Source organism: Mangrovimonas spongiae (assembly GCF_003944795.1).
GTDB lineage: Bacteria > Bacteroidota > Bacteroidia > Flavobacteriales > Flavobacteriaceae > Mangrovimonas > Mangrovimonas spongiae.
Map to the genome: position 1 here is coordinate 75,646 of NZ_RWBG01000006.1, position 21,754 is coordinate 97,399.

Here is a 21,754-nt window from a genome sequence, read left to right on the forward strand (position 1 = left end):
GCCCACTTTAAAAGCGAGCTTTATTTTAATTTATTTTTGGGTTTATTAAGCCTCTTGATTAACGACCAATCTAAAGCCTTCGCCATGAATGTTTAAAATTTCAACATTCTCATCTTGCTTTAAATATTTACGCAATTTGGCGATATAAACATCCATACTTCGCGATGTAAAATAGTTATCGTCTCTCCAAATTTTAGTTAATGCTAACTCACGTGGCATTAAATCGTTTTCATGTAATGCTAAAAGGCGTAACAAATCGTTTTCTTTAGGCGATAATTTGGTTTGCTCGCCGCCATCGTAAGTTAAGAATCTTAGTTTGGAGTTTAAATGAAACTTACCTATTTGAAACTCAAACTGCTTACTATCTGCCACAGATTCTGTAGCTTTACGTTGCATGATGGCTTTAATTTTCATTAGCAGGACTTCACTATCAAAAGGTTTATTTAAATAATCGTCTGCTCCTACTTTATAACCTTTTAAAACATCTTCTTTCATGGCTTTAGCCGTTAAGAAAATAATAGGCACATCGGTATTTTTCTCTCTAATTTCTTTAGCAAGTGTAAATCCATCTTTGTAAGGCATCATTACATCTAAAATGCATAAATCGAAATCGTCTTTTTTAAACTTTTCGAAACCTTCCATTCCATTTTTAGCATGGGTTACTTGATAATCGTTCATTAACAAGTAATCCTTTAAAATGGTTCCAAAATTTGGATCGTCTTCTACTAATAAAATTTTCTTTTGTTCTTGTTCATTCATAGCTTTACGATATTAATGGAAGTTTTATAATAAAGGTACTTCCTTTGTCTTTTTCACTTTCTACTGATATATGACCTTGATGGTCATCTACTATTCGTTTTACATAGGCTAATCCTAACCCGTGTCCTTTTACATTATGTATATTTCCTGTATGTTCTCTATAAAACTTTTCAAACACACGTTTTTGAGCGGCTTTACTCATACCACTACCTTGATCTTTTACCCTTAAAATAATGTTTGTTCCTACGTTTTCGGTATACACATCTATTTTTGGGGCTTCTGGCGAATATTTTATGGCATTATCTAAAATATTCACAATAACATTAGTAAAATGGGTTTCGTTTGCTAAAACAGAAGATTTATCGGCATTTAAATGGGTTTTAATAAATCCTTGTCTATCTTCTACAATTAACTCTACATGTGTAATAGCATCTTCTATTAAGTCGTGCAGTTTTACACGTTCCTTACTAATGTTAAGTTCGTTTTTTTCTAGTTTAGATATCCTTAATACATTTTCAACATGCGCATGCATACGTTTATTTTCGTCTTTAATCATGTTTAAATAACGCATGACTTTGTCTTTATCATCTATAATTTTAGGATTTTTTATGGCATCTAACGCTAAATTTATAGTTGCTATTGGCGTTTTAAATTCGTGCGTCATGTTATTAATAAAATCCGATTTTATTTCGGAAATCTTTCGCTGTTTTAATAATTGCATTAAGGCACTTGTGTAAGCGATAACTATAATTGAGGTGAAAATTATAGATAACAACGTCATTTTTATTATTGATGAATGTAAAAATTTATTCCTATTAGGAAAGTTAACCAATAATTGATAGTTGTTTAAATCGTTTTCATTTTGAAAAATAGGCACACCAAAGGTCGATGCTTTTTGAAGCTCGAAATCGTCTGTCTGTACTTTTGTTGCTAAATTATTACTGTAAATAGCAAATTCGTAATCTAATGTTACGCCATCATCGGCTAATTTCTTTTTAAGAAACCTGTTTATTTCTGCTTTTGATACGCGTTTATGAATGGGCACTCTATAGGATAAATCTTTGTAAGCATCGTCGTAAAAGACTTCTTTGCTACGTGTTAGATTTCCTATATCAAGCATCATGGCATCAATATTATTGCCTCTTATTATATTGGTTTTTCGCTCACTTAATACTTTTATAATATTAATACTATCTAAACCTATGTCAAAGATCGAGGATGAGAGTTTATAGTTTTCTTCTAAAACACTATTTCTATAAATTAAAACATCGTCTGAGCTAGGATCATCGGTTTTAAAATATAATTCTCTGTAGCCCGTGGTATCAACCACAACACCATCTGAGAACATTTTTTCAAACTTAACCATGTGCTCTCTAAACTCGCGATCCTCTATGGCTTTTGAGGTATAAGTAAGCGCCTTTTTTACATTAAATGTAAACTGCTCTTCCTCGTTTTTTATAGAGTTATTAATATAATAGGCTTGTACAAATATGATGCCTATTAGCGATAAACTCATTAATAACACGAGTATGATGAATAACTTTCTGCTCATCAGTCAAAATTAAGATTTTAACATTTAGTCTCTGTAGCATTTAACCTTACATTAACAAAAATGTTAAAATTTGCGGATTACCCTATTAAGTTAAGAATTTTAGAGTGGGTTTCGTGGACTTGCTCTCGTGTTTTTTCAAATGTTTTATTAACAATTACAAAATTGGAAAGCTCTATTTTTTTTTCGTCGCTCCATTGGTTCTCTACAATAGATTGCACTTTTTCTTTGGTGGTATTATCTCGTTTTAACACTCTTTCTACACGCGTTGACAGTGGTGCGGTTACTGTTATAATGTAATCGCATTGTTTATAGCTTCCAGACTCGAATAAAATAGCTGCTTCTTTTAAAACATAAGGAGCATCTTGTTCCTCTACCCAGTTTTTAAAATGTTGGGCGACTCTAGGATGCACAATGGCATTCATTTTTTCTAACTTAGACTTGTCGTTAAAAATTTCTTGAGATAAATATGTTTTATTTAGCTTCCCTTCTTTGTAAGCGTTTTCACCAAATAATGCTATTAACTCTTGTTTAATAATTTTAGAATCATTCATTAAACGCTTTGCTTCATCATCTGCTATGTAAACAGGTATTCCATATGCGTCTTGAAAAACTTTTGCTACAGTTGTTTTTCCGCTTCCTATACCGCCTGTTATTCCTACTATAATCATTGTACTATAATAAAATCTATTTGTGCTTGATCTACCTTAACGTGTCTTACTTGTTCTGGCTTTCTAGTAACTTTAGGGATTAATGCTGTTTGATTTTCATTAATTTGATTATAGTCGCAAACCACCAAAAAATCTTTCGCTTTTATCTCTTTAAAGTGTGTTAAGCTCGTATAATACGATATGTTTACCTTTTTTGGAAAGTACTTAAGCGTGATGTTTTCTGGAACATTAATAATACTTACGGGTACTTTTAAATGTCCTTCGGTAAATTTATCTACCTCTATATTAATACTTGTGCTACTATTTGAAAAAATCAAGTTATCATTAGAATTATTTGGCAACTTAAGCTTAACTTTTTTCTGTTGGTTGTTTTTTACATCTAATAAAGTTACCGAATCTGTTTCGATGGCGTGTATTTTATCTACTAAAACTTGGGGACCAATAACTTTAATTGAGTCTGGATTTAAAACAATAGGTTTAAATAAATCGTACCCAGGGCTAAAACTAATCCTTGAATTTAGTTTTATAGGTATCTTCTTTACTTCATTTTTATCAAATCGGAACTTTAAGGTATCTGGGGTTACATTTAACAGCTCTATATCTTTATCAAATTGCTGATTTAATTTTGAGAAAAAAGCCGATTTACTCCAAATATATAAACTATCGGTTTGTGTTATATCATTTTTAAAATTGACATTAACTTTTGGTCTGGATAAATAATATTGTAATAAATTAAAGCCATTAGTTTTTAATGTTATTTCCAGAGCATGTGAACTATCGTTAACAATTACATAGGCCTCTGGGACCTCTTTTTTAGTTATATTAAATGTTATTGTTTTGGTATAGGTATTTGATAGCTTTAAAAGTAAAAGCGTGATAAAAGACAACACTACAAACAGTAAAAACACATTAATGCGTTTACTTTTTATGGCAGAGATTAACTTTGTTTGTATTATTCTTATCATACCTTAAAAAACAAATTAGGAAAGACACGTTCTGGCGATTTAGATAGTACACTTACCAACCAAGTTGATTTTAAAAAGCCTAAGCCATAACCAAAAAACTGAATACATATAGCTAAGATTGCTAAAACAGCAACACCTATATGCTTTGTTTTAACTAAAGCAAGAACAAAAGCGAATACAAAATAAATACCGTACAAACTTAGCAGACTATAAACCCCTAAAAAAGCTAAAATTATAGCTAATAACACCCCTAACATGAAACACGTAGGCAACCAATAAGTTAATTTGCTTGTTTCAGGATAACGTTTATTAAGTATTGGTCTAACAAGGCCAAACTTATTGACTTGCTTATAAAACTTACGCCATGATATACGTCGTTTATGGTATACAAAGGCTTCGGAGATTAATTTAGTATCAAAACCTAAACGCCAAAGTCTTATTGTTAAATCAGGATCTTCGCCAGGATGGATGTTTCCAAACCCTTTAGTTTTTAAAAAGGCCTCTTTTGAGAGCCCCATATTAAAACTCCTAGGCTGAAATTTATTTACACTTCGTTTATGACCTCGTATTCCTCCTGTAGTTATAAATGATGTCATTGAAAAATCTATGGCTTTTTGAAGTATAGAAAATGACTCATGTGCAGCATCTGGTCCACCAAAACAATGTATAAAATGTGTTTTTAAACTCTTATCAACAGCCGTTAAATAGTGGCTTGGTAAAATACAATCGGAATCTAAAATAATAAAATAATTCCCTTTGGCTTTTGCCATACCATAATTTCTAGAATCGCCTGGACCACTATTTTCTTTATAATAGTAAGAAATATTTAAACGTTCTTTGTAAGTGGTAATAACCGCATCACTTTTATTGTCAGAACCATCTTCTACAATAACAACTTCAAAAGGAATTTCGGTTTTAAAAGCGGTAAAACTCTCCAAAAGCTCTTTTATTTCTTCTGGCCTATTATAAACTGGTATAATAAAAGAATATGTGATTTCTGACATAAAAACAAAGGTAATTAAAGTAATAGTAATTTCTTCTACTAAATACTAAGAAGCACAAAAAAAGCCCCTCATTTTTGATTGGCTTTTTTTTATTTATAAAAGTCTTAAAGTTACCTCTTAATAACTCTAAGGGTTTTAGTTATTTCCCCTACAATCACTTTTACAAAGTAAGCGCCAGCTTGTAATTCGCTCATGTTTACTTCGTTTGTTACTGTATTAGGTGTTATTCTTATTATTTCTTGCCCCAGCATATTATACACAGACACCTTGCTTATATTGCTTTGTGCTTTTATACTTAACATATCGTTTACGGGGTTAGGGTAATATGTGAACAACTGCTCTTTTTCAATGTCTGTATTTGACAAAGCATCTGATGACCATAGTTTTACATTAAAGTCTTTTCCTAATGTATTTGATGTATCTCCATACTGATAGATTCTAAAATAATAGGTTTCGCCTGGAGTTAAACCTGTAAGCATAGCTTCTTCAGGGTTGCCTGCATCAGCACAACCTATGTTAACTAATGCGCCGCAAACTCCGGAATAAACCTGAATAACTATATCAAAAAATACTGTTTCATCATCTACTGTTATGTTTACATTACCAGTTAATGCTTCAAACGCATACCACACATCATCGTTAGCTGTTCCTGAAAAACTGTTACAAGATTCAGCTGCTAAACCAGAATTAGTTGCTCCTTCGATTGTGCCTGAATTTGGAGTAGCCGATTCAGCATTAGGTATGTTTATTTCTTGTACTAAAATTTCAGCATTAGCACAATCATCATTTGCTAGTGGTGACGAAACTCCTAGGCAAAACAAAACATCTCCAAAATCGTTATTTCCCCAATCATAAATACGTAAATAATAAGTTGCTCCAGAAGTTAATCCTGAAAAGCTATGTGATGCTGATGTTGTGCACCCTTCTTCTATTAAGCTACCACATGTCCCACTATATAATTCTACTTGTGTTGTTGAAAAATCTGAAGCGTTTCTTGTGTAATTAACCATACTATACCCCGTAGGAACAGTAAAAGAATACCAAATATCTCCTCCTGAATATGTTGCTGTAGCACAGCTTGCTTGTGCCACACCTGAATTTGTAGCTTCATTATTACTTGCTGTAATTTCTGGCCCACAAGTATCTATACCTATTGTTACAACTTCTGCATTAGCACAATCATCATTTGTTGGGGGCTCCGATAATGTTACAAAAGAATATGCTACCCAAGCACTCACATCTCCTCCACAATCGGCTTGATAATACACATAATATACTGTTTCAGACATTAAAGACTGTAACATATTATTGTACTCTGGTGTGCTAGATATCGTATCTGCACCATCTTCTTCACCATTACCTGGTGTAAAATCTGTATCTGCTTTCCATTCTATATACCAAACTGTTTCTGTATCACCAGCAGTCCAAGATAAATCGGCAGAACTTGTCGTAACATTACTAGCTTGCATTCCTCCTGGCGCTAGACAACTTGGTGTTTGATAAGTAACTTCTAGATCAATATCAAAATAAACTGTATCGATATAATCATCTATATTGACTGATGTAATTGTTATCGTGGTAAAGCCTGTAACGTCTAAACCATTAAAATCTACATCGCAGCCATTTGTTATAGAAACGCCATCAGATGTTCCTCCTGTAACTTCTAGATTAAATGCATACCAATCATCACACCATCCTGTTCCTCCTGTTGGACTATCATAATGGCTTGTAAATGTTCCTAAAAAAATAGATTGAATGGGTTGCCCTTGGTTTACAGTTATGTCGGTATTAGAAATACTTAAGACTGTTGGAGCGTCATCGCTTCCATTTGTTGCAAAGTTTTCTGTAGATTGGGATTGAGCACTACTCTGCCATGAAAAGCATACATAACATAAGGTAATACATAAATACCACGTATTTTTTTTCATGAGACTATATTTTTATTAATAACTGACTGACTATTAAGTTATTAATTTTTTTTGAGATTATAATGATAGTCTCCTTCGCAATCGTTAAAACATATTTTTTTACCGACTAAAGAAAATGATTTCCTTTATAGCTTTGACAAACTTCTTTTTATTGTATAAAAAAAAGGTGCCCTTAAAAAGACACCTTTTAATAGTTTTATTATATAGAAATATTATTTCTTAATAATTCTAATAGTTTCTGTTGTTCCGTTTACAGTTACTTTTACAAAGTATGCACCAGCTTGTAATTCGCTCATGTTTACATCATTTGATACTGTATTAGGCGCTGTTCTTATTACTTCTTGACCTAACATGTTATACACAGATACTTTGCTTATGTTACTTTGTGCTTTTAAGCTTAACATATCGTTTACTGGGTTTGGATAGTATTTAAAGCCTACAAACTCAACTTGCCCTACACTTAATGTTGCACTATACGCTGATACTTGGAAATTAATTGTGGCATTGTCTCCATATTCGAACACTCTTATATATAATGTCTGATCGGCTAAACCATCTGCAGGAACAATATCAACTAAAGAATATAAGCCATCATCTGAACCATCATCATTACATCCAACCTCTGTAAACGATCCAATTGCCCCAGAGTAAATAGACATTCCTGAGTCACCTCCTCCACCTGTTGGATCTGCATTAGTTTCGATAGTTAAATTACCATCAGATGGTACAGATACCATATACCAAATGTCGCCTCCTTCATAGGAAGAACAACTTGGATCTGGTATAGTAGCGTCTGCTACTTCTGAAGCGGTAGCACCTCCGTTTGTTTGGCCTGCTAAAGCATTGGTAGCAAAATCCGGACCAGGTGTTAGCATTATTGCTCCAGCTGGGTCATCATTTGCTGGTGGTGGTGGTGTAGCCTCTGTTGTAAAGCTCCAAACATCGCAGCCTGTTGCTTCTGTTGATGCATTTACAGGAATAGCTGCCCAATATAAAGTTACTTCATAAGCATTTATAGTAACATCCATAGAAGTAGTCGTAACGGTTCCTATTAACCCAGGATTTGTCCCAAACTCATCATCATATTCATAAATATTATAAGCTGTTGGTGTTGGTCCTGTAGTAGGTGCCATCCAAGATAAAGTTGTATTTCCTACAGTAACATCTGTAGCCCCTACAGCTGGGGTTGGAGTTGTTGCACAGTCAGGTGCTGGGGCTGGTGCGCCATCGTTATTTGTTATTGTTGTTATATGGCAAGTAAAATCTCCTTGAGCTTCACATCCTGCACTAACCGCCCAATGTGCTTCTACATTTGTTGCAGTTGCTGTCCAAGTTAATGGTGACGCTCCATAAGCTAATACTGTAGTTCCATCTGCACTATCAATAATGGTTATATAACCACCATCAGCATCAAAAAGGTACTCATCGCCAATATTTAAATTTTGTATGGCTGAATATTCTCCAAACCAGTTACAATCACTTATTTCCTCTACTGAACCATCATTGAATAATATTAATGGATCAGCTGGATATTGATTACCATCAAAATCGCATTGTGACATACTCTGCCACGAAAAAGCAACACAACATAACACTAAAAGGTAAAATGTAGTTTTTTTCATAATTAATTGGTTTAAGGTTAAAAAATTGATTAATTGATCATAAATTAACAACAAAAAATGAGGTATTTCTTTTTTTTAACAAAAATCGACAAGATGTATTTTTCATCGATAAAAAACACATCTTACTAATATGCAGTATATTACAAATCATCATTTCACTACCTTTTTTAAGCATAGCATAAAAAAAGCCACTCATTTCTGAGTGGCTTTATAAAACTTATAGTTTCCTAAGAATTTATTTCTTAATAATTCTAATAGTTTCTGTTGTTCCGTTTACAGTTACTTTTACAAAGTAAGCACCAGCTTGTAATTCGCTCATGTTTACATCGTTTGATACTGTATTAGGTGCTGTTCTTATTACTTCCTGCCCTAACATATTATACACAGATACGTTGCTTATATTGCTTTGTGCTTTTAAGCTTAACATATTGTTTACTGGGTTAGGGTAATATGTAAATAATGCATCTGAACTAAAGTTATCTACACTCATAGTAGCACATGATACTGAAGCATCCCATCCATCAAATGTAACAGACCCATCAGACGTAAATGTAAACGTTAAACATCCAGAAGGGTTGGTTGCTGTTATGGCTTCACCTGTTAAATCAGCTGTACCATCTGCAGCTTCTTGCCAGCAAAAACCTGTACTTGTTGCTCCAGGGTTTAAACCTAATGATTGCGGCGTTATTGGTGTTCCAGTATTGTCTGATCCATCATAAATATAAAGTGCATCATAACAATCACCATCTCCATCTCCTTCAACAAGGAAACTATTAAACGTTACTGTAACAGCATCCCCTGCTACATCTGGGCAAATTGTTACTGTATAATTCTCATCATTAGAATAAGACGATGAATCTCCTCCAGTATCATAGAAGTTTCCACCACAAACAGGAGGGCAAACACCTTCTGTATAAGTTCCTATTTCAAAATCACAATTAGAGTCCGAGTGTTCTGCTGTTAAAGTGATTGAATCTCCAAAGTTATAAGTTGTAGGTAATGTATTAACTCCTGCAACTACTGGATAAGATGTTGTTCCATCATTAACATGAGTAATATCGCCTAAAGAGGTTACATCTACATCAATAGTAAACGTACTAGAACCACAATCGTCAGTTACTGATGCAGAAGCTTCACCTGTTGTACAAGACAAATAGTATCCACATAAATCAAACGTTCCTATATCATCATTACCATAATCCCAAACTCTTAGGTAGTAAGTTTCTCCTATAGTCAAACCTGTATAGTCTTTTGGCCAACCATTGCCACAAGTACCTACTTCTACTAATGATCCTGGTACTCCTGAATAAAGTACACCTGAAACACTAAACATACCTACTATATTGGTAATATTTAAACTTAAATCTGCAGATGGAGCTGTAAATTGATACCATAAGTCTCCATTTCCTGCAGAAGGGCTCCATTGACTAGAACAACTTGGATCACCTTCTCCTGAATCGGTAGTAGATTCATTAGAAATACCTGTTATTGTATTAGCACCACAAGCTGTACCTTCATCTAAAGTTAATGTAATCGCTCCTGAAGGAAGATCGTTTGCTGGTGGTGGCGGTGGTGTACCTATACAAACATCAAAAGCTGAATCCTGACCAGCGGTTGAAGTCCATGTGAAAACTTGCACATAATAAGTGTTTCCTGGTGTTAAACCAGTTAAATCTGTAGTATTACCATCATTACACTCTAATGCAGCACCTAAGGCTCCACAACCAGACGTTGCATCGTAAACAGCATGATACATATCTGTAGTAGAACCAGAAATATTGATTAGAGACACACGGTGTGCAGCGTTAGTAGCCACAAAACTATACCATACATCATCATCTTCTGTTCCTCCACAATTATCAATACCAGAGTCTGTTGCTCCTGATACAGTTCCACTAGTTACTGTACCACATCCATAATCTGTATTAACCGTAAGCGTTTCTGCTCCTGAACAATCGTCGTTTGCTGGTGGGCAAACATAAGTATAAGTTCCCAATGTGTAATCACATTCAGCATCACTATGTACCACATCTAAAGTAACATCGGTTCCCGTAGCATAAGGCCCAAAGGTCATTGAAGCTGCTATAGGCTGAGGTGTTGTCCCATCAGTAATTGTTGTTGCATCTCCTAAATCAGATACTGCAACATCAATCGTAAATGTAGACGCTCCACAATCTTCAACTATAGTTGTTGTAGCGACAGCTGGAGCGCATGTCGAGCAAGTAACATCAAAATTAAGTGCTGGAGATCCAGAACCTGCATCACAACTAACAGAACCATCTGAATCTATTCTTACAGTTATTGTATCACCTGTAGCTATCGCTGATATTCCTGTGGCATCATTACCATAGTTAGTATCGCTCATAAACAATACAGCTGCAGAAGTATCTGCCCCATCATAAATAATGATATCATCGCAACAATCTTCAAAATACCCTTCAATAAAGTCAACTCTAAGAGAACTTCCATCAGAAGATGTAAACGTCCATGTTGTATCGTCATTATCTAAATAACAATACGTCGTATTAATTGGTGTTCCACATGTTACTATCTGTGGACAATCAGACTCAAAATCTCCTAAAGGAAAATCACATGCTGAATCAGAGTGCTGTACAGTTAAGGTTACAGTATCTCCAACAGTATAAGGCCCAGCTGTTACTGTTCCTGCAATAATTGGGAAAGTATTAGTTCCATCTGAAACAACTGTTCCATCTCCAACTGTAGAAACTACGACATCTACTGAAAATTCATTGCTGTTTCCACAATCGTCAACCACTGTAGAGCTATCTACTACAGCTGTTGCACATGGTGGAGTAGGAACGGTAATCATAAAAGACGCTTCTAATTCTTCTGGGGTACCTTCACAATCAGAATTAAGATCAGTATCTTCTCCATCATCTGGAGAAACACCTCCATTATCTCCAAGAACATTACCATAAGCTGTTACAGAAATAAGTGTTCCATCCCAACTATCATCATACTGATCGTAACAGTTTACATAATATACACCCGGTGCAATATTAATATCTTCATTTATTAACCCAGCCCCATCACATTGGGTACCATTTCCTTGCCCCCAAACTTGAGTACCAGCACCATCTGGTTCAGTTGTTATATTGACCCATTTTTCAGTTTGCCAAGACCCTCCAGAGGTTGTTATATTAATAACACTTTGCGCCATTCCTTGCCACGAAAAGGCTAGAGCAAAAAGCGCAAATAAATAAAATGTAATTTTTTTCATTTAGTTAAAAGTTTTTGTAGTTAATAATTAATTAATTGTTTGTTAAAATATTGATAATTTTAAACAATATAACATCCCTACGTGTGTTATCGACAAAAAGCGTATTTATTCGATGAAAATACGGTAATAAAAAAGGGAAACATTATGTTTCCCTTTTAATTTTATGCAAAAAAATGATTAATTAAGCATCTTTTGTAAAGGCTTCCATAACCTCGTTACTTACACCTACATTAGAGAATCCACCATCGTGATACAAGTTTTGTAAGGCTACCATTTTGGTAAGATCGCTAAACATGGTTACTATGTAATTGGCACAATCCATGGCACTGGCATTTCCTAGTGGCGACATTTTATCGGCATAACTAATAAACCCATCAAATCCTTTTACACCTTGCCCTGCTGTTGTAGGCGTTGGTGATTGTGAAATTGTATTGACGCGCACTTGTTTTTCTTTACCAAAAAAGTACCCAAAACTTCTGGCTATACTTTCTAATAGCGCTTTATTATCGGCCATGTCGTTATAATCTGGAAAAACGCGTTGTGCTGCCATATAAGTTAAAGCTATAATGCTTCCCCAGCTGTTCATCGCATCTTTTTTGTATAGGGTTTGCATGACTTTATGAAACGAAGTAGCCGATACATCGGTTCCTTTTTGAGTCCAGTCATAATTTTGGTCGGTATAATGTCTGCCTTTTCTAACGTTAATAGACATTCCAATAGAGTGTAGCACAAAGTCTATTTTTCCACCTAAAATTTCCATAGACTTTTCTATTAAGTTCTCTAAGTCCTCTAACGATGTGGCATCAGCTGGAATAACTTGCGCACCTGTTTGCTCGGCTAGTTTGTTTATTTGCCCCATACGCATGGCTACAGGAGCGTTTGTTAATACAAACTCACCACCTTCTTCATGTACGCGAAGTGCTGTTTTCCATGCGATAGAGTTTTCATCTAATGCACCAAAAATGATTCCTTTCTTTCCTTTTAATAAATTATATGACATAGTCTTGTTGTTGATTCGTTGTTTAAATTTCAAAGATAGTATTAATTCAATAATTGTTTGGCATGTGCTAGGGCAGAATTTGAAATTTCTACACCACCAAGCATTTGTGCTATTTCTACAATACGATCGTCGTGATTTAATTGTATTAAATTCGTGGTTGTTTTGTCTTTTTTTGTGTCTTTAAACACTTTAAAGTGCGTATGGCCTTTCGCAGCTACTTGCGGTAAATGCGTTATTGAAAACACTTGCATGTTCTGGCTCATTTTAAGCATAATCTCGGCCATTTTGTTAGAAACTTCTCCAGAAACACCAGTATCTATTTCATCGAACATAATAGACGGCAGCTGTACGTAATTAGACAATACATATTTAATAGATAGCATAATTCTAGACAATTCCCCACCAGAAGCTGCTTTTTTAAGCTCATTAAATGCCATGCCTTTATTTGCAGTAAATAAAAATGATAGTTCGTCCTTACCGTTTGGCAAAAAAGTTTCTGTAGGTTGTACCTGAATTTTAAATTGAGCGTTTGGCATACCTAATTGCCCTAAAAGTGCTTGTAATTGTTTTATTAACCCTGGAATGGCTTTCGCTCTTTTTTGATGAATGTCTTCAGAAAGCTTGTTTAAGGTTTCGGCTTTTTGTGCAATGTCCTTTTCTAAAGCTTCTATATGTTCATCTAAACTTTCACCTTCTAATACTTTTTGAGCTAAGTCGCTTTTAATTTCGATAAGGTCATCAACATCATCAACCAAGTGTTTTTTTAAAAGGTCGTTAATAACTTGTAATTTGTCGTTTACCAGTTGTAGTCTATTAGGATCTGTTTCTAAATTTTCCTGAAAAGCTTCAATCTCTGAAAAAATATCATCTACTTCTATGATAACTGATTGGATGCGTTCGTTAACATTTTTATAGTTTTCTGAAAACTGTGATAAGCTTTGAAAGTTACTTTTTAAATCGTTTAACATACCTAAAACGCTCGCTTGATCGTTATCTAGCAGTTGATGTGAGTGCGACAACCTTTCTTGTATTTCTTCTACATTATTTAGCGTTTCATATTCTTCTTCTAAAGCTTGTAATTCGCCTGAAACCAAATTGGCTTCTTCTAACTCATTTAATAAAAATAGGTTGTAATCATGCTCTTTTACGGCTTCCGACTTTTGTAAAATCTTCTCCTCCAACATCTTTTCAAGATCTTTATAATGTTTTAATTGCTCTTGATACAATGTGATGTTTTTGGTGTTTTTTGCCAAAGCATCGATAACTTGAAACTGAAAATCGTTGGTAACTAGTTGCAAGGTTTCATGTTGTGAATGAATGTCGATTAGTTGATTTCCTAAAACTTGAAGACTGCTTAAATTAACTGGAGAATCGTTAACAAAGGCTCTAGATTTGCCTGATGGCAATATTTCTCGTCTAATAATGGTTTGCACATCGTAATCTAAGTCTTCCGATTTAAAAAGTGCCTTTAAGTTTAAATGTTCTAAATTAAACTCTGCTTCGATAATACATTTTTCTTCAGGGTTTTTAATAGCACTTAAATCGGCACGTTTTCCTAATATTAACGATAAGCCACCTAATAATATAGATTTTCCGGCTCCTGTTTCACCAGTAATTATTGTAAATCCTTGCGTAAAATTGACTTCGAGATTTTCAATTAAGGCGTAATTTTTTATGGAAAGTGATGTTAGCATTACACTAATATAATTATAAACCGTAAAACACTAAAAAATTTAAAACTTTATATTACGCCATTTGCTAGAATGCATTGGCGCTACTCTATTTAAAGTACTCATAAGCTCTGTGATTTCTACACTTGGACCATCGGTAAAAATGTCCTCAATTTCATCGGCTTTAGCATCAAAAAAGGTACGTAGTAAATAAGAGTTTGGGCGTCTTTTATGAAGTTCGTTAAACCTATTTAAAGCCGAAGCTATAGTTGCTTTTGCTTTTTTTACATCGTTATGCATATTATCTAGCCCTTCCCTATGGTAAGCATACATAACATCGCGATACTCTTTATAGGTTGACGATCTAACATTATCTATTAAAGCAAATCTAGATTGCAACCCATCTTCTAATCGCCAACCAGCCGAGCCTTCTTGTTGCGAATAATTTACAATAGTTTGGGCTTGTTTAAAATATTCATCGCCTCCATTAGGCTTAAACGTATCTGCATCAATACCTAAAACCATATAAATGTGAAAAGCTAATACCGAGACTAAGTTGGATTGAAATTGGTTAGGATTGTAAATTAAGTTTTGAAATTCTAGATACTTAAATACAAAATCTTTATCGTTTACATTGTAAACAGGCGAGCCATACGTTGAACCATAAATTGGTCTTGAAGATTGTACTTGTATAGTTGCCTTGTAATTATCGTTATTATACTCTGTTATATTTATAAAAATACCACAATCTATTCGTTCTTGTGGTGCAAATGTTTTATTGGTCCATGCAGTATTATTTACAAACTCTGTAAGTTGCTTCTCAAGGGTTTTAAAAATTTGAAGATTTTGGTTACCTGTTTGTTGCGCGTTAACAACCACGCTACAATTGAGTTCTTGAGACGTAACAGATAAAGAAAAAAACAGTAATAAAACGGTAAGTATTTTATTCATTAAGTTGACTTATTATTTCGTTTAAAATATCTACAGCAACATCTGCTTTAGATTTTAATTCAAACTCAGAAATACGTTCTTTATTATCGATAAGGGTGATTTTATTTGTTTGCGATTTAAAACCTGCTCCTTTATCGTTTAACGAATTTAATACAATTAAATTTAAATTTTTCTTTTTAAGCTTTTGTTTTGCATTTTCTAGCTCGTTATTGGTTTCTAAAGCAAATCCTACCAGAAATTGGTGCTGTTTAATTGCTCCTAACGAGGCTAGAATATCTTTATTTTTAACCAATTCTAACACTAAATCATCGGTGTTCTTTTTTATTTTCTGATTGGCAACGTGTTTTGGTCTGTAGTCTGATACGGCGGCAGAAAGAATAGCAATATCACATTTGGCAAAATACTTATGTGCTTCTTGATACATCTCTTGAGCACTTATCACAGGAATAACCTGAATAAGATTATGCGTGACACTTTGGTTTGTTGGTCCTGTAATTAAAATAACGTTAGCCCCTAAATTTGCTGCTGCTTTGGCTATTTCAAACCCCATTTTACCACTAGAATGATTTCCTATAAATCGTACAGGGTCTATGGCTTCGTAGGTTGGACCAGCTGTAATTAAAACTGTTTTTTCTTTTAAAGGCAGTTTGCCTAAAATATCATTTTCTATAAACGAAAGAATATGTTCGGGTTCTGCCATTCTACCTTCACCTACTAATCCGCTAGCCAATTCACCACTTTCGGCAGGAATTAGAATGTTACCAAAGTCTTGCAATTTATTTAAGGACGTCTTGGTTGAGGCGTGTTTATACATATCTAAATCCATAGCAGGCGCAAAATATACAGGGCATTTTGCTGATAGATATGTTGCTAGTAATAAGTTATCGCAAGTCCCATTAGCCATTTTAGACATGGTATTGGCTGTAGCAGGGGCAATTACCATAAAATCTGCCCATAAGCCTAACTCTACATGGTTATTCCAAGTGTCGTTATCATCGTCTTCATTGGTAAATGAAGAATGTACAGGGTTTTTGGAGAGTGTAGATAATGTTAATGGTGTAACAAAATCTTTCGCGGAAGGTGTTAAAACAACTTTTACATTGGCTCCGGCTTTTATAAAAAGCCGAACCAATGTAGCTGTTTTGTAAGCGGCTATTCCAGCACTTATGCCTAATAGAATGTTTTTACCGCTTAAAATAGACATATATCTAAATTATTCTTTAGTATCGCCTTCTGTATTTCTGTAGTAGATTTTATCGTCTAACCACTCTTGTACAGCTAAAGCATGAGGTTTTGGTAATCTTTCATAAAATCTAGACACTTCAATCTGCTCTTTATTTTCAAAGATTTCCTCTAAGCTATCATTATAAGTAGCAAACTCCTCAAGTTTTTCAATTAACTCTTTTTTAATCTCTGAGTTAATTTGATCTGCTCTTTTAGCAATAACAGAAATGGCCTCGTAAATATTATTTGTTGGGGCATCAATTTCATTTCTGTTATAAGTAACTGTGCTTGCAGGCGCTTTAATTTTCTTTACATCCATTATGTTGAAATTTAGCTTTTGGTATTGTATTTTTTCAATTCGTTATTAATATCCACTATCATTTTATCGGCTTCTTCAATATATTCAGATTCTGAATAGCTTTTTTTGAAAGAACTATAGTATGTTTTGGCATTTTCTAGACGTTCTTGTTTTTTAGATTCGATACTATTCATGGCCAGGTTATACGCCGAATCTAACTTGTAATACAAGGCATCTTCTCTTAGGCTTGATCCTGGAAAATCGAAAATAAAATTATCAAAAGCTTTTATTGGAGCTTCGTAATCGCCTGTATAACCAGCAATTTTATTGTATTGTTTGGCTATTTCAAAAGCTTTAAGTTCTAATTTATAGTCTAATTCTTTTACTAACTTGTTAGCTTCTGGTAAATATTCAGACTCTGGATATAAGTTAATAAATTGCTGAAACTTATCTATCGCATCTTTTGTATCTATTTGTGCTTTTGAAAACACTGGCGATAACATATATGTGCTTTTAGCACTTAAAAAAGCGGCTTCTTCTACCTTTTCACTCTCAGGGTAAGCCGATACAAACCTATCAAAGTGATAGCCCGCCAAATAATACTCGTCCATTTTAAAGTAAGCCATAGCATTTAAGTATGTTAACTTTTCTGCTTGTGGTTTTCCTCTGTAGCTAGGAATAATTTGCTCGAAAAGCTTATTGGCTTTGGCATATTTCCCTTTATCGTACAGGGCTTCCCCTACTTTAAATTTTTCTGAAACCTCTTCAGACTTTAATGCCTTTTGGTATTCGCTGCAAGAGGTTAAAATTGTGAACGTTATAAATATGTAAAAAAGTTTCTTCATTGTTAAAAAACAGACTGCAAAGCTAATTTATTATTATGGATTTTAAAAATATTTTTCTTGGGCTAAGTTAAAGTTTAAACCGTGGTATAAATAGGGTTTAAATTTAATTTAACGTTTAGAAGGTTTTTACATAATGGGCGATTTGTTCTTTTAATCCATTTGTTGCTTGAACTAAAGGTAATCTAACATCTGGTTTGCACAAGCCTTTTTCTGCTAAAACAGCTTTTATACCTGCTGGATTATTTTCGGAGAAAATATATCCCATAATATCTGTTAACTTAAAATGTAACTTGTAAGCCTCATCAACATTACGCTTTAAGCCTAATTGAATCATTTTAGCAAATTCTTTAGGAAATGCTTGACCTATTACAGAAATAACACCAGACCCGCCAGCTAAAACAATTCCCAATGCAAGATCGTCGTCGCCAGAAATAATTGAAAATCCATCAGGTTTGTTTTTTATTAGCTCTAAATACTGTTGCACATTATTTCCTGCTTCTTTTACGGCAATAATATTTTCAAAATCTCTGGCCAACCTTAAAGTTGTCTCAGGCAACATATTAGAGGCTGTTCTTCCTGGTACATTATAAAGAATAATAGGTTTTGGAGACGCTTTAGAAACGGCTTTAAAATGTTGATATACGCCTTCTTGAGTAGGTTTACTGTAATAAGGAGATACCGAAAGTATGGCATCGACATCATTTAAATTTGTTGAGGTGATTTCCTCGATAACCGATGCTGTATTGTTACCGCCTATGCCTAAAACAATAGGCACGCGTTTATTTGTTACTTTTACTACCGTCTCTAGAATAGCTTTCTTTTCTTCTCTAGAAATCGTAGCACTTTCTCCCGTAGTTCCACTTACTACTAAGTAGTTTGTGCCGTTTTCAATATTGTAATCAACAAGTTTTGAAAGTGCATCAAAATCTACACTTAAATCTTCTTTAAACGGTGTTATTAAAGCAACACCTGTACCTTCAAATTTGTTAGTCATGTTGTATTTTATTTAGTACTTTTAGGTATTTATGTAATTCGGTTTTAAAACTTTCTAATTGGTTTAGATTGGTTTTTATTATTAAATCATTTAAACGTTCGTCTTGCTGATAAACACCAACTTTAAATTTTGCTTTTGAAGCTGCTGTTATGTAACGTAACTCTAAAATATCTTGGGTGTAAAAGCTAATTAAAATATCAAAATTAGTATCGATAAATGTTTGTAATTCTGTATTAATGACTTTTCCATTCCAAGAAAAATCTTTGGGGTTAAAACAGGTATCCCAAGAATAAGTTACCTCTTTATTTTTTGGCGTAAATGCAATAACTTTTAATTTGTTTGGCTTAACCCCAACAACATTATTTAAAGATTTTAAACCTTCAAAATCTATACTTTCATCGGCATTAAAAATAATTCCCATTTTTTTAATAGGACTCTCTTCAAAACTATTGTTAGGAGATTTTAAAATTAAATTTAACTGCTTTTTAATAGATTTTTCTTTAAAACCCTTTAAAATCATGCTATCTTTATACTTTGTACAAAAGTAGTTAAAACTAATCACAAAAGATTGTTAAATAACCTATGAAATTTACACCTATTTGCTTCTTTTTGCTATTCATATCTGTATTTAGCTGTAAGCAAGAAAATAAGCACTTAACACGTATTGAAGGGAAACTCCTTCCTATTACAGACAGCTTAGTTAAAAATGCTGAAATTGAAGATATGATTACACCATACAGAAATCATATTAATAAAGATTTAGATAGTGTAATAGCTTATGCTGTAGACACCTATTCAAAATCTGATGGAGAGCTAAATACCGCTATTGGAAATTTATTTGCCGATGCCATTTACGAACAAGCTAACCCTGTCTTTAAGCAAAGAACAGCTAAAAATATTGATTTAGTTTTAGTTAACCACGGTGGTATTCGCGCTATAATTTCTAAAGGTAATATTACAAAACGAACCGCTTTTAATATTATGCCTTTTGAAAATAGCATAGTTGTTGTGGCTTTAAACGGAAAAAATGTAAAGCAACTTGTAAATTACTTAACCAAAGCTAAACGAGCGCATCCTATTTCTGGTTTAAAACTTACGGTTGATGCCAACTATAATTTAAAAGAAGCTCTTATTAACGGTAAACCTTTAGATACTTTAAAAACCTATTATGTGGCCACAAACGATTACTTATATAATGGTGGTGATCACATGACATTTTTTAAACCTAACGATTCGCTTTATGTACTTGATTATAAAATAAGAAATGCCCTTTTAGACTATTTTTATAAAAAAGATACCATAAACCCAACTATTGACGACCGATTTATTAAACTTGATAATTAATTTATGAAACGTAGAGATTTCATTAACCAAGCAGCAGCAGCAACCACATTAGTTTCACTTGGCGGATTAGGGTTACAATCCTTTTCTTCGGCTGCAAAAACGACTAAAATTACTATTCTACATACCAACGATGTACATAGCCATATTGATCCTTTTGGCCCAAACGATGGTAGAAATCCTAATAAAGGAGGTGTTGCAAGACGTGCTAGTTTAATACAATCGATAAGGCAAGAAAACCCAAACACCCTGCTCCTTGATGCTGGCGATATTTTTCAAGGTACACCATACTTTAATTATTATGGAGGTGAACTTGAGTTTAAACTAATGAGTAAGTTAAAATATGATGCTGCCACAATAGGAAATCATGATTTTGATAACGGGATTGATGGATTATATGCCCAATTACCACATGCTAAGTTCGATTTTCTGTCTGCCAATTACAACTTCTCTAATACCGTTATGGACACACATGTTAAGCCTTATAAGGTCTTTAAAAAAGAACATTTAAAAGTGGGCGTTTTTGGATTAGGGATTCAACTTAAAGGATTAGTTGATAAAGCCATGTATAAAGAAACTGAATATCTTGATCCTATTGAAATTGCTCAAGATATGAGCCGTATTTTAAAAACCGAAGAACAATGCGACTTGGTTATATGTTTATCACATTTAGGGTATTATTATGGAGACAACTCTACAAAAGTAAGCGATCTTGTTGTAGCTAAAAACACAAAGGATATCGACTTAATAATTGGCGGACATACACATACTTTTTTACCGAAACCTACAGTTACCAAAAATAGTGAAGGAAAAAATGTACTGGTTAATCAAGTAGGATGTTATGGTATAAACTTAGGACGAGTAGACTTTTTCTTTGATAACGATAAAAACAAAAGTGCCGACGGTGCTTCTATAATTGTTTAAGTCAATGCATTTTCTCTTAAGGTTATCTCGCTGTAGCTCTCTTGTTTTTGTTTCACCTTTATCTGGTTTTCAGAAACGACATAACCAAATAAGAAAAATATTCCAAATACGTGTAACACACGCTCTAAAACGGCAAAACTCCAATTATAAATATAATAATTTGTAATGTAGAACAGCACATCTGAAAACACAAAACAGAGTGCCATAACTAAAAATATTATGGATTGTTTGGTGTCTTTAGTTAAGTAAACCACAAAAGAGACTAAAGATAAAACGGTAAGCGATACACTTTTTAATATAAACAAATTAACCTCAGCTATATCGGTAATATTAGCCTTTAATATTAAAAATAATTCGTATAAAAAGTATGAGTTTATAAAGAAAACTACAAAAAGATAAACACCTATAACTTTATCAATTTTTATAGACTTCAATTTTGATAATACAAGGACCATCAAACTTAAATAGCTTAAGAAATATGATAGGTTTGCATATTTAATAGCCTGACTCCCACTATAAAGAGCAGAAATAGAATCACCTAAAAATGAAAACACAAAAAATATAATTAATGCTTTATTTACAGAATTATTCTTGATAAACAAATACATTAAAAATGCAGGTATTAATAATGGTTTAAAAAAGCGCAGTATGGTGTCGTTACTATTTAGCAACGCAAAAATATTAAGCAATAATACAGTTACAATAACACACAAAGAAAACGTATTGTAACTTGATTTAAGCCAATTTCTCATGGTAGATTAGTATAAG

19 protein-coding genes are annotated in these 21,754 nt (G+C 33.5%); 2 read left to right on the top strand and 17 right to left on the bottom strand.

Annotated elements, in window-relative coordinates; genetic code table 11:
- Window positions 1-45: 45 nt before the first annotated feature.
- The 16 genes from EJA19_RS12335 to EJA19_RS12410 form a co-directional block, all read right to left on the bottom strand.
- On the bottom strand, window positions 46-759 hold the full coding sequence (locus EJA19_RS12335) for a response regulator transcription factor (protein ID WP_125468685.1): 714 nt from the start codon (window positions 757-759) through the stop codon (window positions 46-48).
- A gap of 4 nt (window positions 760-763) precedes the next feature.
- A complete protein-coding gene (locus tag EJA19_RS12340; RefSeq protein ID WP_125468686.1) occupies window positions 764-2,275 on the bottom strand; it encodes a sensor histidine kinase in 1,512 nt (503 codons plus the stop codon).
- A gap of 113 nt (window positions 2,276-2,388) precedes the next feature.
- The gene (coaE, locus tag EJA19_RS12345; RefSeq protein WP_125468687.1) at window positions 2,389-2,979 is read right to left on the bottom strand and encodes a dephospho-CoA kinase; all 591 of its coding nucleotides are present in this window, start codon (window positions 2,977-2,979) and stop codon (window positions 2,389-2,391) included.
- Window positions 2,976-3,944: a YbbR-like domain-containing protein gene (locus EJA19_RS12350; protein ID WP_240640292.1), complete on the bottom strand. Its 969-nt coding sequence runs from the start codon at window positions 3,942-3,944 to the stop codon at window positions 2,976-2,978. The genes coaE and EJA19_RS12350 overlap by 4 nt, the downstream gene beginning before the upstream one ends.
- Entirely contained in the window at window positions 3,941-4,948 is a 1,008-nt protein-coding gene (locus EJA19_RS12355) for a glycosyltransferase (protein WP_125468688.1), read from the bottom strand. The genes EJA19_RS12350 and EJA19_RS12355 overlap by 4 nt, the downstream gene beginning before the upstream one ends.
- A 110-nt stretch (window positions 4,949-5,058) precedes the next feature.
- On the bottom strand, window positions 5,059-6,876 hold the full coding sequence (locus EJA19_RS12360) for a T9SS type A sorting domain-containing protein (protein WP_125468689.1): 1,818 nt from the start codon (window positions 6,874-6,876) through the stop codon (window positions 5,059-5,061).
- Window positions 6,877-7,088: 212 nt separating this feature from the next.
- Complete coding sequence (locus tag EJA19_RS12365; RefSeq protein WP_125468690.1) at window positions 7,089-8,498, bottom strand: T9SS type A sorting domain-containing protein; 1,410 nt, start codon at window positions 8,496-8,498, stop codon at window positions 7,089-7,091.
- A 235-nt stretch (window positions 8,499-8,733) separates the two neighbouring features.
- On the bottom strand, window positions 8,734-11,739 hold the full coding sequence (locus tag EJA19_RS12370; RefSeq protein WP_125468691.1) for a T9SS type A sorting domain-containing protein: 3,006 nt from the start codon (window positions 11,737-11,739) through the stop codon (window positions 8,734-8,736).
- Between the two features lie 181 nt (window positions 11,740-11,920).
- Window positions 11,921-12,739, bottom strand: coding sequence for an enoyl-ACP reductase FabI (locus EJA19_RS12375; protein WP_125468692.1), 819 nt, complete (start codon window positions 12,737-12,739; stop codon window positions 11,921-11,923).
- 41 nt (window positions 12,740-12,780) lie between these two features.
- Window positions 12,781-14,433, bottom strand: a complete 1,653-nt coding sequence (gene recN / locus EJA19_RS12380) for a DNA repair protein RecN (protein WP_125468693.1) — start codon at window positions 14,431-14,433, stop codon at window positions 12,781-12,783.
- A gap of 39 nt (window positions 14,434-14,472) precedes the next feature.
- Window positions 14,473-15,360 carry a type IX secretion system protein PorD gene (gene porD / locus EJA19_RS12385; protein ID WP_125468694.1) on the bottom strand — a complete coding sequence of 296 codons (888 nt, stop codon included), beginning with the start codon at window positions 15,358-15,360 and terminating at the stop codon, window positions 14,473-14,475.
- Window positions 15,353-16,564, bottom strand: coding sequence for a bifunctional phosphopantothenoylcysteine decarboxylase/phosphopantothenate--cysteine ligase CoaBC (gene coaBC, locus EJA19_RS12390; protein WP_125468695.1), 1,212 nt, complete (start codon window positions 16,562-16,564; stop codon window positions 15,353-15,355). Before coaBC ends, porD begins: the two co-directional genes overlap by 8 nt.
- Before the next feature lie 9 nt (window positions 16,565-16,573).
- Window positions 16,574-16,903 carry a DNA-directed RNA polymerase subunit omega gene (locus tag EJA19_RS12395; protein ID WP_206075177.1) on the bottom strand — a complete coding sequence of 110 codons (330 nt, stop codon included), beginning with the start codon at window positions 16,901-16,903 and terminating at the stop codon, window positions 16,574-16,576.
- Between the two features lie 11 nt (window positions 16,904-16,914).
- Complete coding sequence (locus tag EJA19_RS12400; protein ID WP_125468697.1) at window positions 16,915-17,727, bottom strand: outer membrane protein assembly factor BamD; 813 nt, start codon at window positions 17,725-17,727, stop codon at window positions 16,915-16,917.
- A gap of 115 nt (window positions 17,728-17,842) precedes the next feature.
- Window positions 17,843-18,721, bottom strand: coding sequence for a 4-hydroxy-tetrahydrodipicolinate synthase (gene dapA / locus EJA19_RS12405; protein WP_125468698.1), 879 nt, complete (start codon window positions 18,719-18,721; stop codon window positions 17,843-17,845).
- The gene (locus EJA19_RS12410) at window positions 18,714-19,241 is read right to left on the bottom strand and encodes a DUF6913 domain-containing protein (protein ID WP_125468699.1); all 528 of its coding nucleotides are present in this window, start codon (window positions 19,239-19,241) and stop codon (window positions 18,714-18,716) included. Before EJA19_RS12410 ends, dapA begins: the two co-directional genes overlap by 8 nt.
- Before the next feature lie 62 nt (window positions 19,242-19,303).
- Here EJA19_RS12410 and EJA19_RS12415 point away from each other — a divergent pair, with 62 nt between their 5' ends.
- Complete coding sequence (locus EJA19_RS12415) at window positions 19,304-20,065, top strand: 5'-nucleotidase C-terminal domain-containing protein (protein ID WP_125468700.1); 762 nt, start codon at window positions 19,304-19,306, stop codon at window positions 20,063-20,065.
- A gap of 3 nt (window positions 20,066-20,068) precedes the next feature.
- A complete protein-coding gene (locus EJA19_RS12420) occupies window positions 20,069-20,986 on the top strand; it encodes a bifunctional metallophosphatase/5'-nucleotidase (protein ID WP_125468701.1) in 918 nt (305 codons plus the stop codon).
- On the opposite strand, the gene EJA19_RS12425 is transcribed toward EJA19_RS12420, so the two are convergent.
- Window positions 20,983-21,738, bottom strand: a complete 756-nt coding sequence (locus EJA19_RS12425) for a hypothetical protein (protein ID WP_125468702.1) — start codon at window positions 21,736-21,738, stop codon at window positions 20,983-20,985. The two genes, EJA19_RS12420 and EJA19_RS12425, sit on opposite strands and share 4 nt — an antisense overlap.
- Window positions 21,739-21,754 lie beyond the last annotated feature (16 nt).